General features: G+C 39.8%; 10 protein-coding genes. All 10 read right to left on the bottom strand.

What is annotated here, in order from left to right; genetic code table 11:
- Positions 1–25: 25 nt before the first annotated feature.
- On the bottom strand, positions 26–1432 hold the full coding sequence (locus H8B17_RS01130) for a sialate O-acetylesterase (RefSeq protein ID WP_190307343.1): 1407 nt from the start codon (positions 1430–1432) through the stop codon (positions 26–28).
- A 240-nt stretch (positions 1433–1672) separates the two neighbouring features.
- The gene (locus H8B17_RS01125; protein WP_190307342.1) at positions 1673–3118 is read right to left on the bottom strand and encodes a RagB/SusD family nutrient uptake outer membrane protein; all 1446 of its coding nucleotides are present in this window, start codon (positions 3116–3118) and stop codon (positions 1673–1675) included.
- A gap of 8 nt (positions 3119–3126) precedes the next feature.
- Complete coding sequence (locus H8B17_RS01120; RefSeq protein WP_190307341.1) at positions 3127–6336, bottom strand: SusC/RagA family TonB-linked outer membrane protein; 3210 nt, start codon at positions 6334–6336, stop codon at positions 3127–3129.
- A gap of 656 nt (positions 6337–6992) precedes the next feature.
- Positions 6993–8555 carry a sulfatase family protein gene (locus tag H8B17_RS01115; protein WP_190307340.1) on the bottom strand — a complete coding sequence of 521 codons (1563 nt, stop codon included), beginning with the start codon at positions 8553–8555 and terminating at the stop codon, positions 6993–6995.
- Positions 8556–8573: 18 nt separating this feature from the next.
- Positions 8574–10088 (bottom strand): sulfatase, encoded by a 1515-nt coding sequence (locus H8B17_RS01110; RefSeq protein ID WP_190307339.1) that lies wholly within the window; start codon positions 10086–10088, stop codon positions 8574–8576.
- 44 nt (positions 10089–10132) lie between these two features.
- Positions 10133–12073 carry a glycoside hydrolase family 27 protein gene (locus H8B17_RS01105; protein WP_190307338.1) on the bottom strand — a complete coding sequence of 647 codons (1941 nt, stop codon included), beginning with the start codon at positions 12071–12073 and terminating at the stop codon, positions 10133–10135.
- Positions 12074–12149: 76 nt separating this feature from the next.
- Positions 12150–14054, bottom strand: a complete 1905-nt coding sequence (locus tag H8B17_RS01100) for a sialidase family protein (protein ID WP_190307337.1) — start codon at positions 14052–14054, stop codon at positions 12150–12152.
- A gap of 68 nt (positions 14055–14122) precedes the next feature.
- Positions 14123–15667, bottom strand: a complete 1545-nt coding sequence (locus H8B17_RS01095) for a RagB/SusD family nutrient uptake outer membrane protein (protein ID WP_190307336.1) — start codon at positions 15665–15667, stop codon at positions 14123–14125.
- Between the two features lie 15 nt (positions 15668–15682).
- The gene (locus H8B17_RS01090) at positions 15683–18439 is read right to left on the bottom strand and encodes a SusC/RagA family TonB-linked outer membrane protein (protein ID WP_190307335.1); all 2757 of its coding nucleotides are present in this window, start codon (positions 18437–18439) and stop codon (positions 15683–15685) included.
- 8 nt (positions 18440–18447) lie between these two features.
- Positions 18448–19923, bottom strand: coding sequence for a fasciclin domain-containing protein (locus tag H8B17_RS01085; RefSeq protein ID WP_223816279.1), 1476 nt, complete (start codon positions 19921–19923; stop codon positions 18448–18450).
- Positions 19924–19946 lie beyond the last annotated feature (23 nt).

Below are 19946 nucleotides of genomic sequence, written 5' to 3'. Positions count from 1 at the left end.
TAATTATCTAATTCCGGTCACCAAATCACCAATTATCTGTTCTAAAGGAAGATACGGGCAATCCTTCATTATTAAACAAATCTCCCACCACCCAATCTTTAAATGCGTAGCGAACCGCAACAGGCATTTTTACGTTTTCGCTTTGTACAACAACGCCTGCTCCGGTAATCTTGGCCTTTGCGGGATGAAACACTTTATCCTCTCCTGCTATTTCAAAGGCAGACAGATTTTTTCCAAAAGAAGTAAGACCATTCTCCGCATGAGAAAAAGAAATGGTTACAGCATCTTTGTTTATTTTATGCGATTTGTATACAGGAGTCGCGAATGCCAAGCCTTTCATCCCATAGGTATTACCCATCGCCCAATACACCAACCTTTTACTTATGGTCGTTTTATCCGGCGGATGAATAAAATTTTCTGCGCCAACATCTATACTCACGACCATTCCAGCATTAGGAATTTGTGTACTTGCCTTCCATTGTGCTTCTCTTAAAAAAGCCGATTCATCTGTGCTATCGTATTTAAACGGAGCTATTTGAACATAATAGAATGGCCATTCACCAATATCCCAAGCTTTACGCCAACTTTTAACCATTGTCTCCATCAACTCATCATATTGCTTATAATTTGAACGGTTTGCTTCACCTTGATACCAAAGCACTCCCTTGATTCCGTATCCAAGAAAAGGGTTTACCATCGCATTGTATAAAACCGATGGGTCATTTTTGGTAATTTTTGCTGTGTCAGCAATGTCCGGGATTTTAATATCAGGAAACGATTTAAGCGCCTTTTCTGGCATCCATGCTTCAATCTTTGTACCGCCCCAAGTCGACATAATCATTCCTATTGGAACGTTTAATTTACGCTGAAGTTCTTGCGCAAACTGGTATCCTACAGCACTAAATTCCTTTGCGCTTTGCGCATCAGAAATTTGCCATGAAGTTGACTTCGCATCATATTGTGGCGTTCTTGAAAGCGTCTTATCATATCTAATAAGACGTATTTGAGGATTGTCGGCGTCTAACAGAATATCTGCAGAATGAAGTGTTGGCTGATTCCGAAACCCCTTAACCGGCATTTCCATATTAGACTGGCCCGAACATAACCATACTTCGCCCAATAATACATTATCCAAGATCATTTCTTCTCCGTCACTAATTTTAATTTGATAAGGCCCGCCAGCCTTTATAGATACGACGGATAGCTTCCATGATCCATTAGCATCAGACCTCGTCGTATATTTCTGATTATTCCAGGACGTGTGTACAATCACGTTAACATGGGCCTTGGCTTTACCCCAAATAGAAACATTTGAATTTTGTTGCAATACCATGTTGTCACTGAAAATTGATGGCAGTGATATTTTAGCAAATGAAGTAGTGATGATCAGATTTACAAGCAATAAAAGCAGATATTTTTTTATTGTTACCATATTCTATTATTTAATTTTGAATAATTTAACCCCATGTCTGTTTATCCTTACAGAAAACGATGTTTCGGTGTTTCCTACATCTTCTTGTACGGTCTGTGTTTCTTCTAAAAGATAAATAATTGTTTTTCTCATGTATTTTATTCGTTATTAACAAAAAATATTTTCAATTCCAATGCGGGATTTAGGACGCACTTAGATGGAGGGAACTATGGTCAAATAGACTACTCATAGTCTGAAGGTTTAATAACCCTTTGTTTGCTTAATATTCACGTTCCTGCTTATTACATCCTGAGCAACGGGAAAATAAAGGATATGGCCTTCATGTTCGTTTTCACGGCCCTGTAATGAGGGGATCAATGTGAATGCTTTTCCGAACCTGACAATGTCAAACCAGGTTTTACCCTCGGCGGCAAATTCAATCATTCTTTCCTTTAAGATCGCCGTGTTAACCTGATCTTCATTAAGAGATGTCGGGTAGTAATTATCCTGGCCATATGCCCGCCTTGCAATTTTATTGATCCAGTTGATCGCTTCGGTGGGATGATGAAGTGCGTTTTCAACTTCGGCCTTAAATAATATTACATCTGCCAGCCGGTATATCCGGACGTTATCAACTAGCATGCGGACGCCGGCTACGTCTTTGCCAATATACTTATTAATCCATTTAAGAGCAAGACCATTAGCAAGAGGTATCTCCTGCCAGATAACTGCTGTCCTGCTATCACCGGGAGCCTGGTTCAATGTCTGGGTAACAAATTCTTGGTTAAATCGCGCACGGTTCGGCGACGGCTTATATGGCACTATATCTCTAAGCGTTGCAGGCACATCGGTAGTAGTTGGTATAAATGTATCTGAATAATTCGTACCGCCTTCTATTTCGTTGTAGAAAATAGAGAAGATAATTTCTTTATTATCGTTGTTCCTGAATACATCTAGATAACTGTCAGAAAACTGATACTCTGCAGATAATACATTATTCAAAGCCTGGTTTGCTACCTGTAGTTCTGCTTCACCACCACCTCCTATTTTAGCAAGCCATACATAAATATCTGCCTTAAGTATATTAGCCGTGGATTTGTTAGCTAAAAAGTTAGCAGAGGCAGAAGGTAGCATATCACCAGCCTTGTCAATATCAGCTTTTAGCAATTGATATATTTCTGTAACCGGTCTCCGTGATAGGTAAAGATCCTGGTCGGCTGATTCAAAGGGCGTGGTAGAAATTGGCGCGTCACCCCAAATCCGAACCACATAGAAATAAGAAAAAGCACGCATAAAATAAGCATGCCCTAATATTTCAGCTCGTTCCTGCTCATTAGTAAATGGGATGTTCGGTACATACTTTAAAATTAAATTAGCATCATTGATCACCTGGTATAGCCCTGACCAGTTGGTGCCTGCTGTAATGGGATCTAGGTTATTATCCCATATATTGACCCATTCGGTTATAGCGCCCGCCGAACCACTCTCCCAGTAGCCATTTCTGAACTCGCCCCAAAACAGGTAGTTATAATTTCCAAGAGCAGATCTCATACAGTTATATAAACCAAACATCGCACCTCTTGCATCATTTTCTGTTTTCCAGAACGAGTTGGCCGAAATGGAACTGATTGGCGAAAGTTCAAGTTGCTTCTGGCAGGAACTGCTAAAATATGCAATAAACGATATAATTATAAATAGCTTTTTCATGATATCTTTTATAGTTCAACTGTTAACCCAAATAAAATAGTCCGGTAGGGAGGATACGTACCATGGGTGTGGTCTACGATTCCTCTTTCCTGCTCAGGATTTAAGCCCGGATACTTGGTAAAGTAATGCAGGTTATTCGCTGTCAGACGTACTTTTACATTATTTATTCCTGTTTGATTCAGCCATTTATGAGGCAAATTATAGGTAATGGTAACATCTCGCAGACAGAGATAATCGGATTTGTAAGTTAAAAAATCGCTGTGCCTGGTGGTGTTTCTGTTGTGATTTGAATCGTTATAAGACAACCGGGGCATATCAGTAATGGAGGCGTCACCTGGTTTTTGCCATGAACGAAGAACATCCGTTGTCGGAGTCTGGCTTTTTGCACCCGTTCCATTTAACCATCCTCTGTCCGCATCCATTCTTGAGCCACCCACAGCGAAGTCGACAAAGACACCCAATTCTAGTCCTTTGTAATTAAATGTATTCTTTAATCCTCCCGTCGTGGTCGGGGTGCTATATCCTAAAATAAACTGATCATATTCGGTGATCTTCCCATCGCCGTCGCGGTCTACCCACTCAAAATCGCCGGGTTGCTTTGATCCCTGAACTCTGGTACCAGTTGCCGGATTGTATCCGTAAGCCAGTTGATCATAACGAGCATTGGTAGCTTCCTCAACGTTATCTAGAATCTTGTCAACTTTATAGCCGAAAAAACTATCAGTTCGCTCGCCCTCCGCAATTCCGCCAAAACCGGTTCCATCAGCAAAAACAATCCCGTTGATCCTATTCTTCTCGATTCCTTGTCGTTCAGGTAACGAAATCACTTTATTGGTATTATAAGCGATATTAAAATCACTTGACCAAGAGAATATTTTATTCGCAATATTTCTTGAAGATAATGCAACCTCATAACCCCTAAATTCTACTATACCCACGTTTGATTCGATCGTATTATAACCTGTCTCCCTAGGCAGCTGCACCGAAAACAACAGATCCTTACTTTTTTTTATATAATAGTCAAAAAGCACATCAATCCTTCGGTTTTTAAATAGGCTTAAATCAAATCCAATATCCGTTTGAGCTGTCCGCTCCCATCCCAAAATTCTGTTTGGCATATCGGTTGAGCTTATGGCTGCATTACCTCCATATTGCAGTGCCGCACTATAAGCACCCTGCCAGGTATAACGACCAACATCGTTATTCCCCGTTTCACCGTAGCTGCCTCTTAATTTAAAGAAACTAATGACATTTGACAGTGGTTTAGCAAAGGATTCATCTGACAGCACCCAACCTGCCGAAAAGCTTGGGAAATAGCCAAAGATATTCTCGCTACCAAATTTTGAAGAACCATCCCTTCTAAGTGTAGCCGATAATAGATACTTATTTTCATAATTATAATTTATTCTGGAAAAATTACTTATCAGCCGCTCTTCAGCGCGACTCGACGATGCTCCATCTATTAAAGGTGATACATTTAACGTAGGAATGTTATCTGTACCAGCCCCGTAAGCTTCGGCACCTGCGTCATCGCTTTTAAACGACAGATCGGTATATCCTAAAAGGGTATTAAAATGATGTCTGTTTAAAAAGGAGAAGTCATAGCTTAAGGTCATTTCGTACTGTGTGTTTTGTTGCCGATTCCTTGTAAATTCCGCCGTGCGCCTTGAGTTAAAAAAGTGCGCTCGCTCGAAATAATCCGTGGTGGAATAGAAGGTAAGATAATCGAAACTTGGTCTGAAATGTAAGTTACTAACTGGCTCCCAGTCTCCCTTTAGTCCAATCGAGGTTTGACTGTTCGTAGCGTCATTGTCTCTCGTTTTCACAACCCACAAGGGATTAGCTAACGAGGCATTGGATCCCCATCCAGGAGTGCCGTCTGGAAGATGGTCTCTGATTGTTCGCGCATTAAATACTCCTCTCGAGAAGATATTAGCTTCATTAATAAATTGATTAGTTCTCCCATATGAGTAATTGGTATTACTTTTTATGTTTATTTTATCATTTATCTTAAAATCAACATTACTTCTGACATTAAATCTATTGTAAAAGGAACCAATTGCAACTCCTTCCTGATTTAAATAACTGGTAGTGCCGTAATATTGAATTTTATCTGTTCCGCCTGAGGCTGTTAAATTATAATTCTGCTGTGGCGATTGTCGATACAAAATATCTTGTAAATCGTTGTCCTGGAATACCAGCATTTTTCCGGTTACGGGGTCCTCCATAGTTTTCCAGCCTGGAGATACCACTTCGCCAGATTGCAGAAAGCGCGTAGTCCATGTACTATTTTCATCGTTCCCGGTACCATAGCCGGTATTGCCATTAAAGTCTCTCTCTTCTTTAAATCTTGATTGCACTATTGCGGGTCTCATTATCTGCAAAGCTTGTTCGGCAGATAAGGTCTCGATCCGGCGGAAGAACTCTTGATACCCAAGGCCTGCGTCAAAACTGATATTAGAAGATCCTTTTTTACCACGTTTTGTAGTGATGATGATTACACCATTGGAAGCCCGCGCACCATAAATAGCAGCGGCCGCAGCATCTTTTAATACCTCGATTGACTCTATATCTCTGGGATCAAGATCATTAAAAGGACGAGGAAACCCATCTACAATATACAAAGGAACGTTACTTTTATTAATAGAAGACCCTCCGCGAATGCGGATAACGGATTCAGAACCGGGCGACGCACTGTTTTGAGCAATTCGGACACCAGCTATTTTGCCCTGCAGAACTGAACTTATAGTCGGCGTAGGCAAATCCGCGATAGCGCTTCCACCTAATTTTGAAACTGCGCTTGTTACTTCCCTTCTCGATTGCTTGCCGTAACCGATTACTACCACTTCGTCCAAACTATGCTGTTCTGCTTCTAACGAAATATCGATAACAGATCTATTATTGGTAATAATCTCCAACTCTTTGTAACCGGTATAACTGAATTGTAAAGTATTTCCTCCCTCTGGAACTTTTATAATATAGCGGCCATCTTTATCGGTTATTACGCCCGTTGACGCACCCGTTACGCGTATACTTACTCCGGGAAGTGTCTTTCCATCAATTTGAGATCGTACTACCCCTGATATGATTACCTCATCCTGGCCAAATAAATATACGGGATCCTGCAAGAACATAAATAATACAACTGCCCAAATCCATTTCCATTGCCTGTACTTTGGCAATAGATCTAAATTGAACACTTCGAAAGTTGCTTTCATAGTTTATAACGAAAAGGTTTAACCTTAGTTAAGTAGTTATGTACTACATGTCAAATGTATAAGTTAACATTTACAAATCCAAATGTTTGGTTATTTTTTATCTTTTATTTTTCCTGCTATCATTTAGACTTGGCTTTTCACCCCATTTCCTCCCCTGGAATGGATAAAATTTAAAAACGTACATGTTACAGCTAACCAATAGCTATGTATTCAATAGAGATTTAGGGTAGGAAAAATATACAATCAGACTTTCTTGAGTCTATCGAAATGTGGTAGTAAATGAGCTTGCAGCTTTTAAACTTCGCTATTGTTGTCGTTTTTAAAATTTGAACTGGATCCGCAAGCCCCATTTCCAAGACCAGCCGAAGCTCAAAAACATTATAAATACGGCCTTTGGGAACGGGGGCGAACATGGAATAGCCCTTTCCTTCTAAATTCTAAAAATTTAATCTGTTTAATTTGGTTATAAAAGAAGCATTTTAGTTTGATTCATAGCAGGCTTATTAATTGATTTCTATTTTCTTGGTGGATAATCAATTTGTTCATAAATATCGACTGTCACTCAATATTGATGTAGAACATATAAAAACAAAAATCGCTAAGACTAATTGCCTGAAAATATTTACTCCGTTTCTCTAAAAGTACCGATACGCTTTTCATCGGTCAATTGCTAAGTCAGATGAATCGCTCGTCTGTACAGATTCGACCTCATACTGTTTCTTTAGCTTCTGGAGTTCTGCCTTCATAGCTTTTACAATTGCCGGATAAGCCGGATTGTCATATTGGTTAGTTAATTCCTGCGGATCTTTCCTAAGATCATACAACTCCCACTCGTTGATGTCATAGAAATGAATGAGTTTATAGTTTTTATTGGCTACTCCTTCATGTCTTTGTACCTTGTGCCCATGGAAGTCGTAATAGTGATAATACAGACTTGTGCGCCAGTCGTTCGGTGTTTGACTTTTCATGACGGGCACGAGGCTTAGCCCTTGCATCACTTCTGGTGATTTACCCCCTGCCAATTCGATAAAAGTTTGCGCAAAATCCAGATTGGAAACGAGATCGGTATTGATTGCTCCTTTTTTGATGGTTTCTGGCCACCTCATCAATAGTGGTGTTCGAAAAGATTCTTCATACATAAAGCGTTTGTCAAACCAGCCATGTTCACCTAAGTAAAAGCCCTGATCGGAGGAATACACGACGAGAGTGTTTTCTGCTAATCCATTTTTATCAAGATAATCGAGTACACGGCCAACATTGTCATCAACGGAGCACACGGTAGCTAGATAGTCTTTCATATATCGCTGGTACTTCCATTTAAGGAGATCTTTCCCACTCAGATTTTTGGATTGGAAATCGGTTGAAACCGAGTCGTACACTTGATTCCAGGCCTGGCGCTGTTGCTCGGTCATGCGTCCATTCACAGAAGACTCATCTTCTTTGGGTGCTATTTTAAAATCTTTTCCTAAACGCAAGTCTTTTCCGATCATCATTTCCTGCGTTTTGGCAGATGTGCCACGTCCGACATAATCGTCAAACAGGGTAGGTGGTTCCGGGAAGATGACACCCTCAAAGGTGCGCAGATGATCAGGCCCTTTCTCAAATGATCTGTGTGGTGCTTTGTGGTGGATCATTAGTAAGAATGGTTCGGCTTTATCGCGGCCGTTCTGCAGCCAGTTGAGCGCCTTGTCAGTAATGATATCTGTTGCATAACCCGCTACCCTTGCCGTACTTGAGCTGGTAATAAAATCAGGGTTGTAGTATTCTCCCTGATTATTGAGCACTTCCCAGTAGTTAAAACCCTGAGGCTTCGATTTAAGGTGCCATTTCCCAACGAGAGCTGTTTGATAACCCAAACATTTCATAATCATAGGGAAAGTGATTTTGCTGTTATTCAGCCCGTCACTAAGTATTTTTACTCCGTTGATGTGACTGTGGGTGCCCGTAAGCACGGATGCTCGTGACGGTGTGCACAAGGAATTAGTTACATAGCATTTATCAAAACGCATTCCTTCACTGCCTATCCTGTCAATATTTGGGGTAGGCGCTAGTTTTGCCAGAGGACCGTTATATGCACTAATCGCCTGAAAGGCATGATCATCAGAGAAGATGAAAATAATATTTGGTCTTTTACGGGTCTGTGCCATGATCGGATGAAGGGACACCAAGTTGATTGTTACCCATAAAAATGTTTTTAGGTGATATTGTATTGTGGTCATAATCTATACTAATCATTATCATTTCACTACAGCATTGGAAGGTAAAGGCACATGATTTGCTTCTCTCCAGTTTACTAAGCTTGTTAACAACTGATGCACTACTTCCAGCTCTTGGCTTGCTAGATTATGTTCTTCTTTGGGGTCATTCTCTAAATTGTAAAGCTCTATTGTACCATTTGCCAAAAACTGAATAAGCTTATATTCCTTATATCTTATTGCCGAACATGTGCCATGCTTATACTGGCTGGAGACTTGCCAGAATATTGGGCGTTCCGTAAAAATTTTAGAATCTTCTTTAAACAAAGCGGTCATGGAGTTTCCATCCAGTTTACCTTTATAATTTTTTATCCCGGCAACATCTAAAAATGTTGGAAAATAATCTAATAATGAAACTGGAGCTTCGCTTCTTCGGGGCGTAATTTTATCTGGCCAATTTATAATAGTGGGCACTCTTATTCCTCCTTCATAGATGTAACCTTTCGCATCTCGCATGAGGTTGTTGCTACTTGTTCCATCATTATAGCCATTATCCGAAGATAAAATAAGCATGGTATTCTCTCTTAATCCATTTTTATCCAAGTAGTCCACAATACGTTGTATATTTTGGTCTAAAGAAGCGATCATAGTAGCATAGTTTGCCATTTCTTCCCTTTTTTTTCCAACACCCTGACCTAAAACAGAATCTCCAGGCTTAGATAAAAAATGCTTAACTAATGCTTTACTTCTAGCTGTTGTTGGACGATGTACCGCGTAAAAATGTAGATTAACGAAAAAAGGTCCATCTTTATTCTCATCCATAAATTCTATAGCCTCGTTTGTTAATCTATCGGTTAGCCATTCATCATTAGGTTTTGGACTGATAAAAGGATTACTAAAAGGTGCTCTATACCCTTTAGTTGTGCTTTCATATCCGCCAAATTCAAAGGCTGGGTCGCCTCTAAAAGTACCGCCAACATTTTTTACAAAGCCCCGTCCCTCTGGATAGAACTGTTGTACTCCTTTAGATTTTGCCAAAGCCACCCAATCGAAATTTCCAGCATTAGGCTGTTTCAATTTCTCCTTAAAGGGATAAGGTTTCTGTAGTTCATTTATAGGGTCTGGGCCTACAATATGCCACTTTCCTAGATGTATAGCCTTATATCCCGCCGCCGCCAACGGCTCTGCGTAAAGAGGATAGCTTTTGTCTATGGTCCATCTGGAAAAAATATTTTCTGTATTATCCCCCTTTTCTAAAACAGGAACCGTATAAACCCCAGTCCTGAAAGATTGCTGTCCAGTTAGCAAAGCTGCTCTTGATGGCGAGCAAGTAGGATAGGTATAAGAGTTTTCTAACACCAAGCTTTCTCTTGCCAATTTATCCATTGCAGGAGTTTCATAATATATAGAGCCGTTAAAACCTACATCAGCATAACCTAAATCATCAACAAACAGAAAAACTATATTAGGTTTCGAAGCTTTTTTTTGCGCCATAATTTGGCCACATGTCGCCGTTAAAAGACCACAAAGACTAAATGTCAACATGTGCTTTATCATTTTTTTACTTGTTTAAAGGATTTTAATGTTAGTGGACAACAGCGTTATTTAATTTTGAATAATTTAACCCCATGTCTGTTTATCCTTACAGAAAACGACGTTTCGATGTTTCCCATATCTTCTTGTTTCCAGATGTCGCGTAATGTATGTTTCCCCGGCAAGTCTAATGAAGCAAGTGATAATTGATAGTTCACAGGAGTTTCCCCCAGATTGAACACACCAACCGCCATAGAACCATCTGATAATGGTTTGGCCCATACCTGAATATTGTTTTCATTAATTATTCTTGAAGCTTGTTTACCAAGAATATCCTGATTTACTGCAATAACCTCAGCATTAGAAAGCAATCCATATGTAAAATCATCCAAGCGCGTCAGATCACAGCCTATTAACAGGGGAGCGGCCAACAAACTCCATAAGGAGATATGCGTATATTGTTCGTTTGGCGAAAGATAAGTCGGACGCAAATTTTTACTCCATCCTACATACCCCACGACGAGCATGTCCGGATCGTTCCAGTGCCCTGGCCCAGCATAAGATTCTAAGCCCGCCTGATTAAAGCCAATTCGTGACATGCTTTCCCAATTATCCCGGATATCACCTGTAGTACGCCATACATTTCCGCCAATGGATGCCCCCCATTTCCATACTTCTTTCATCCCGTACTGACAAAGACTGTAAACGATATCTCTATCGACATCTTTTAGTGCCTGTCCCATTAGCCGATATGGGTGTTGCACTTCTTCTAGGCTTGGTTCCGAAACAACTGCACGATAGCCACACCAATCATATTTCAAATAGTCAAAACCCCATTCTGCGAATTGCTTTGCGTCGGCATATTCATGCTTATAACTACCTTCATAGCGCTGGCAAGTTAGGGGTCCTGGTGAAGTATACAACCCTGCCTTAAACCCATACTTATGCAAATAATCTGTCAACAATTTCATATCTGGAAAATCTTTATTAGATAAAATATTTCCTCCTGTGTCACGCGTGTCTCCAATCAATTCCTGCTCATTGAAGCGAACCTTTTTTGTTTTGATACGGAAATCAACATTTGCTTTGTAGTATGGCTCCAGTAAAGCCTTTTCTTTTGCCTCCATATGCTCTACATCAGGTACTTTCATCCAGCAGTCATCTATATTGATATAGGTCCAGCCATACTCCGCAAGCCCGGTTTTTATTAACTGATCTGCAGTACTTTTTATATCTTCAGCTGTTACATTACAAGCAAAAGAATTCCAGCTGTTCCATCCCATTGGTGGTGTAAGCGCTATATGCTGTCCCACAATTATAGTCACTTTTTTTTCAGATTTCCCATATTTATTCTGAGCTGTTATAAGTAGATTATATTGTCCTTCTCTTTCAATAGCGCCTCTTATAACTCCCAGTTCCGCATCAAACTCACAACCATCCGGCAAATCCGACACCGTGTACTTCATCGGCCGATCTCCTGTGGCGGCAATCCGGTATATGATTTCACTTCCCGGACGTACTCCATATGCACCAACACTATTTATCTGTGGCTGTTTAGACGGTTTGGGGGTTAGGATGACATATTCTGCTTTCCGTGATTCCAGGTAGACCTGCCTTACTTTCTGTACTTCTTTTAAACTAGTTGAAATGGTATCAAATTTAACCGGTTTAATTCCCCGCTCATTACAAGAAACCAAATAAGAACGCCAATACCTTCTTGCTAAAACACTGTATTTGTCTGCATCTTCAGGTAGCGCACGTTGCCATATCTTGTCGCGTTCTTCCCAAGTCATTTCCATTAACGACATCGGGTCATTATAACGGTCACGTAGTTCATACCATGTCTCTACGCGTATAGAATTCACCCAGCTAGCACTATCCGCCCCGCTGCTCGCATTAAGCATCTCCTCGAACCAATTTTCGGCAGCACTTTTTGAATAGGTATTGCTTTTAGAAGATAAACAGATGGCTGCCGTAAGCAACAAAAGATTTATAATTTTATTTCTCATGTGTTTTATTCGTTATTAGCAAGAAAGCAATTATCATACTACCGTATCACAGCTTCCTTTCGCCAGGTTAAATTTCTTATTTTTTATAAATCACAATTCCTTCCGTAGGACTTTCTATCCCCCCTTCGCCGACAATAACAACAGTACCGTCGTCTAACACTACCGCATCCATAAATCCATAGGGCAATTTATAACCAAAATAGGTGGTTTTGGTATGTAATTCGCCTATTGAAGTGTAGCTATCACCATTATCTGTACTCTTATAAGCAACGGGGCTAGTTGGATAGGGAATCGTGTTTTTCGTATCAGCATCTGTTTCTCTATCGGTTGGTGTGATTAATATGATTTCTCCATCTTTCCCTTTCACGGAAACGCCTGCATATTGATGTCCAAATTGACCAACATTCACAAAAGTCGAGCTAATATTGTTTACAGTACTCCAGGTTTGGCCGCCATCACTACTATAAGATCTTCTTCTATTTCTAGGTGTGGTAGCTGTGTGCCCCATAACTATCATTAGTCTTCCATCAGCCAACTCCACAACGGATGGATATTTATAGGTAGAGCCATTCAACTGATTACTAAGATTCCAGGTTTGCCCCCCATCGTCAGAAATAGCTACCCTAACGGTGTTATTGCTGTATGAAAGTGGCATGATTATCCGATTATTATACGTCGTTGATTTTAATTCTATTCCATGCCCCGAGCCATTTCGCACATAAGTATTAGCAACTTTCAACGGGGTAGAAATCTCTACAGGCGAACTCCAGGTTTGGCCGTTATCCGTTGATTCAATTTGAAAAATCTGTTGCGTATTCCCATTATAAGTATACGTATCCGTCACATCAAATAAACCTTCAATCTTCGTGTAATGCAGTATAATCTTTCCATTTCCCAGACTTACTACCTGAGGAAAACAATACGTTGAACTACTATTTTCACCCGCTAATACTACCAATTGATCACTCCAGGAGGTACCACCATCCGATGAGCGTTTCATGATAATATCGGTGTTACCAACCGCAATAGTATTTTGCGCAACTCTCTCAATGGCTGATCCCGGATTGGAACGTCCTTCGGCAAAAAGCAACAAGTCACCATTATTAGCTTTTGCCAAAGCAGGAGATTGTATTTTGGTATATCCTTGTTCATATTCATGCATTGCATAGTTTAAAATGTACATATCGTTGCTTTCAATATACAAATCATGAACTTTAATAAAGTTACGGTGAGGTCTGAGAAAAGGAGTAAAATAACTTAATTGACCGGGCAGAATATTAAATTGAAAAACCAGCGTATTATTAACTCTCAAATAAAATATTCCTTCTGCAATTACGACCTCTAATTCCGCCGGAACTCCTGGACTCATGACCTCATTTATTGTAGGCCAGCCATCATTAGGGTTTACATTTACAACTGTTCCAAAGTAATTAACGAAAAACGTAGGTTGACCCGCATTTCCACCGTCAAGCCCCCATATTAACAAGTTACCAGTTTCATTATTCATGCCTAAAGGAATACCAGCTGCAGTAGCGTTTAATGTTCCGAGCGTAATTTTGGTATACAAATAAAAGGTCTTACCCTGACCCATCGGCATAAAATATTTTGAGAATATCCGGTTTTTTTGCGAAGCAGTATTATCTCCGTTGAAATGATCCGCATTAGACAAAGGGTAAAAATTATAATGGGGGAACACTTCCAACGCACCCACATTTCTTGTCCAGGAAATCGTGTCTCCTTTTGCTACATAGTCCGTATATCCTTTAATCAACACTTTGCTGTCATCCGGAACGCCATCTTTAATTAACCATTCTCCGGCTTGTTTATTTACATCAAATGGAAACGGAAGTGGATCGGGAATTCTCTGCTCTTCCGGAAATGGACCAGGGAAGTCGAAGTGCTCCTCCCTATAACAGCCTGATAGCAGGAAACTAATTATTCCGATAAAAAAGATACAGGTCTTCATTTTATTAGTTTTCATATGTATATAATTACTTCGTGAGCTCGCAAGCTCGGTTATTCATTAATATATGCTTTCAATAGAAAAATCTATCTCCACAATTTTGGATCAATCGGAATATACCAGTTGGCCTCATTTTCTAACCGCTCCTTAATGGTCGCCCTTTCTTCCAATGGGTACTTTTCCGCAACCACATTTGCAAGCATATTTCTTCCATTCATTTGCGATCGCAGCATTAAATCATACCAACGTCTTCCTTCGAAGGCAAACTCGCGTGCCCGTTCTGCAAAAATCATGTCTTCCATCAGTTCCTTATCGGTATAAGGAAACGTTAAATTATCCAGCTTTACCAAACCCCGGGCCTCCCTTACCTGATTGACGAAATTAAAAGCAGATGAATAATTATTTAACCTCAAATCTGCCAACGCTTTTATTAAATAAGCATCTGCACTTCGTAGTATAGGCCAGTTTGCATTGCTTTGATAAGGTGGTCGTCTGGATGAAACATTATCCAGCCCGATGTATTTCCAGATCACAGTATCCCCATCCAGTACTTTATAGCTGAATTGTTCTCTTATATCAGCATCAGTATCCGAATAATTATCTGTATATAAGGCATCAACTATGGCGGTTGCCGGTTTTAAATAATACTTGCCTCCGTCGCTGCGCGCGGATGATGTGAACTCCTGCAGCCTGTTTGTTTCAAATCCTTGATTGTATTCATATCCCAGCAAGAACATGGAATGATTAGCGGCACTAGTACTTGTAAATTGATTCATCCAGGTACCCGAAACACCTAAAGAGTATGCGGTGTTTCTGATTGGAAGATCACAAAAAGACGATGCACTTTGATAATCCCCCAACCATAAAGCTATTTCTCCCGCAAACAGGGCTGCCAGAACTTGAGAAACTCTTCCATACCGTTCTTTAGAAGAGAGCGATGTTCCACCATTCCACCGATAATTAATGGGAAGTAATCCTAATGCCGTTTGCGCATCACTAAATATGAGCGTCCATACCTCTTGTTTATCAGCAGGCATGCTCAATATACTTTCGATTTGTCCGGGAGTTAAGCTTAATGTGGATTCGGTAATCGTATCTCCTACAGCATTAACATACCTTATCTGTTCTGCATAATCCGAAGTAATGAGCGGGAATTCGTCAAAGGTACGCACTAATTGATAATAGCAAATAGCTCTTAAGAGTAAGGCTTCGGCATAAAAAGCCCCTGCATCCCTATCCGTTATATTCTTATCTAACTTATGGACATCATACACTTTCTCCATCTGGCGATTACACCTCGCAATTGTCCTGTATATTCCGGCATAGCTCGTATAGGGGTTATTAGTACTTACATTATTAACCACAAATTCATTTATATATGGATCGGGTTCAAGCTGACCCGTTGTTACCAAATCCGCTCTGGCATCTCCCCACAACAAAAATTTATGTGCTTCCTTTGCAAGTGATTCATACATTCCAATTGCTGATGCATTTAAATCTGCCTCGGTTTTATAAAAGTCATCCTCTTGAATTGAACTCTCTGGGGTAACTTCAAAAAAATCCGAGCATGATATGATACAAATACTCAGCAGTGCCGCTGTGATCATTAATTTTATTGGTTTCATCTTCATTTTCTTCAAATTTAATTAGAACGACATCTTCAGCCCGACTATATATGATCGAGAGAGCGGTGATGCTCCAAAATCAATTCCCCGGAGCATTGGGTCTGGCGTTGTTACAACTTCCGGATCTAAACCGCTGTACTTTGTAAAAGTCATCAGGTTCTCTGCTGTTACATATACATTAAGAGCCCGGAAGAATGCCATTCTCGTGGCGATTGGTACCTCATAACTAACTGTAATATTTTTCAATCGCAGATAACTGCCATCTTCCACCCATAGATCGGATGTAACTCCATTAGATGAAGGATCATCCAATGCCGCTCTGCTTAATCCGGTTCCGGGGCTGGATGGCGAAATATAGCGGCCTGCAACATCAGGAGACTGATTAGAATAATCAGCCATTAGATGCATTTGCTGATTAAAACTATTATAAATGTCGTTTCCTACAGCATAGGTAAATAGGGCGTTTAACGATACTTGTTTATAATTTAGAAAAGTCCCGAAATTTCCAAATACCTCTGGGAGAGCAGAACCAATTACCTGGCGGTCGAGATCATTAATTTTCGAATCATTATTTATGTCTTGGATAATATAGTCTCCGGCCTTAAAATTAGTACCGTCGGACTTTTGCAGATTTACTGCCTCATCTGAAGCAAAAACACCCAGCACCTTATAGCCATAAAAAGCTCCTATGGATTCATTTACGCTGGCTATTGTGCTAACTCCTCCTATTGATTTAACGATATCTTCATTTCTAAGTTCTTTTACTTTGTTCTTCAAGGTTGAAAAACTTCCAAAAACGGACCAAGATAACGCTGTCTGATTAATTAACGTCGCATTCAAATTTATTTCAATACCTTGAGAGGCCATCTTTCCATTGTTCTCAAACTGCGGGTCAAGTCCCAGTTCAATTGGCAACGTACGTTGTGTAATAAGATCGGATGTTGATTTGTAGTAATATCCTCCATTAAGTACAAGTTTTCTGTCAAATAAACCCAGCGTTATTCCTGCATCATACATATCGGTAACTTCAGGTTTGATCGATTCGTTTGCAATGTTTCCTAAATATGCACCGCCATAGCCATAATAATTAGCAGCTGAATAAAGATTGTAATGATAATAGCCTCGCAAATCATTATTTCCTGTTCTACCCCAGCCGGCGCGAAGTGCCAACTGATTATGTTTGCTCCTGTCTAATAAATCTATTTCTGTATTTACTCCCGGATAAATTCCCCACCTTCCTTCTTTACCAAAATTAGATGAACCTTCGATATTCAAATTTGCACCTATGTTTATTTTGTTTAAAAAATCCACGTTTCCCCGCAAATATAATATTGCCAATCTTGAGTTATATTTCGAATTAGAAGCGGAATCTAATATCCCCTGGTCCAACGTTTCATAGTCATCGGTACCTGCGTTAATTTTACGCGCGAAAACGGCTTTTTCTTCATACGATTCTACAGACAACCCTGCTTTTCCAAAATACTTGTTTACCTTCCCAAATGATCCGTTTTTCTCAAACCAGGTATTCCATAAAATGGTAGCTTCACTGGAGTTTCGTTTTAAATTTTGTCTGGTTCTATTCAAATCCGGAACTATTCCATATGCGGGACGGTATTGTTTTTCCGTCAGGTTCATGTAATTGAATACAAACGATGAGCGTAAATAGGTCCCAGGTTGCATTAGCCAGCTGGCAACAATATTTCCATCTACCCGGTTATCTTCATTGTTGTTATACATATTTTCAACCAGCGAAATCGGATTACTTTTTCCCAAAACATCCACATCGGCCAATCGATTTGATATCTCTCCTGATTCTGAGAATAAATAAGGGCTCATAAATGGGGCTTTGGTTACAGCATTAAACAAGGGATGTATGCTGTAATTAAATCCTTGTTCAGCATAATGTACTTTTGCATACGTATATGCGAGATGGTTTGCTATCTCAATTTTTGGTGAAAGCTTATAGTCTATATTGAACCTTAAATTAGCCTGATTCATATCAGACCCTTTAATGGTTCCTTCTCTATCGGCATAACCTACACTAAACATATAACGTGTATCGCCATCTCCACCTTTAAGCTTTATATGATAATCGGATATCCTTGCATTCCTTGTGATCATACCCAGCCAATCTGTATTGTGGTTATATAGCGGGGAGCTTGTGTCGAAAATTGGATTCTGATCTAGTTCTTCTTGGGTACTCCCGTTTTCAAGTAAATAATTACCGAGATAATTTTTAAACTGACTGGCATCCATTCGGTCGATATTGTAATCAGCACTCGCCACACCGAACTTTGCAGAGAAATCGATTTTAGTTCCTCCTAATTCGCCCCTATCCGTTTCTATATATATGGCTCCATTAGCACCTCTTCCTCCAATTTCTGAAAGTTCCTTTCCTTCTTTAACCACTTTTATATCCCGGATATCATAAGGATTGATAAAATTAAAACGTGACGGCTGAAAAACGGATAAGAACGATGGTAGCGAACGGGTATATCTAACAGGGATACCATCTACATATACAAACGGCGAGGCATTCATATTAATTGAACTCAAACCACGAATCATTAACTGAGATGCGTTACCAACGGTTCCAGACTGTATAACCTGAACTGCCGGTTCTTTAACTAAGAGTTCGCTGAATGTTGGAGCGGCAGTTTTAACATTAACGGTTATAACGGAATCTACAGCAGCGTCGCTAGTCTCTTGTGCAAATGCAGACATACCTATAATATTCAAAGCAAGGAACAAGCCTTTGGTTTTAAATCTTTTTTTCATATATCCTTTTAGTTTACTACTGGTATTAATTCAATTGCATCCATTAATATATCGCAACAATAATTACCTAGCTTGCCGGTGGCAAAACCTGTAAATGCGAACGTTATTGTCACATCAGACCGGTTTTGAACGTCAATTTCTCCACAATTGTTAACGATATAATAATTCCATACTTCCCAGTCGCCATCTTTCACCGCCAAATCAATATCCGCTTTAATTATTTTTTCATCGTAAATAGTAATAAACTTACCGCGTGTTCCGTTACGATGTACTAATCTGATGTTATACTTTCCTGCCGGTACTTCAGGAATGGTGAGGTAGAAATGATCCCCTACCTGTTGTGCATCAAATGCAACGATCCTTCCTTCCTTATTTTGATGATAGCTTTGTGTTCCGTCATTCATCACTATTCTCGCCGGCGATTCAGTAAATACATTCTGCGCACCGTACGGACTTCCGGGCGGATATAGGTTATATCGGATAAATGATGGCAGTGCCTCCACAATTTCCACAACAGTATCTATTGAATGATAGATTCCATTGGAACAGACCCGATCAATACCGTACTCTAGTGATTGGTTAAATTGGAATGTTTCATTCATGAAATAGTTATCCATATCATCCACCCGGAAGCTCAGCGATTCTTTTTTATATGCGGGATAGAACCGTCCATCATTTGTTAATTGATTTAAGAAATATCCCGAATCTGGAATAATATGATAACCGGCCCAGTCATCTAAGTCTGGAATGGCGCTTTTATCAAAATTATTATTCAATAAGACCTCATCACGCTCAATAATTAATGTAATGGTACTATCTTTTAAATACTTGATTAATCCGGTCTCTTCAAAGATGCCCAGCATGATCGTATACTTTCCCGTTTTTTGCAGCACGTCATAAATACTTTCTACAGGTGGTGAAAGCACCTCATCCGTTATATTTATATACCCATTAGTCATTTCAATATTTGACTGTGTAATGGTTACAAAATTGTTCAACTTGACAGAACTATATGAATCCCTGATATCGGCAATTAAATATTTATTATTTAAAACTGTGGGAGCAGGGAGCGGGCCCGGTATAAAAACATTCGTGTTTATTTTTCTGTCTAATAAATGATATGAAAAATAATTTAACCAGAATTCAGGAGATTTATCTTTGATAGAAGTCACCTGGTCACCCTCTGCCGACAATCTGGCAAACAATTTGTCAAAAGCCTGATTGGTCGGCGCAAAAAGTGTATAGGCTCCTGCGGTTTTTAAGAGGCCCCTCCGGTTTACATAATCAATTAATTCTTTGAAGGTAGTGAGTTCTGCCTCTTGGTCGACAAAATCCATTATCTGGAGTTCATCCGTATCATCATACCTCGCGTCTGAGAATCTCTTTTCGCAACCAGTGGCTACAAATAATATGATAAAAGCGAGCGGCATCAAACAACCGCCTATTATTTTTTCGCTTAAAAAGTAATATAAGTACTGTTTCATCTTCGTGCGTTTAATACAGTCTA

It is taken from the genome of Sphingobacterium arenae, assembly GCF_014692505.1.
GTDB lineage: Bacteria > Bacteroidota > Bacteroidia > Sphingobacteriales > Sphingobacteriaceae > Sphingobacterium > Sphingobacterium arenae.
This window is presented reverse-complemented; position numbering and strand designations above follow the sequence as displayed.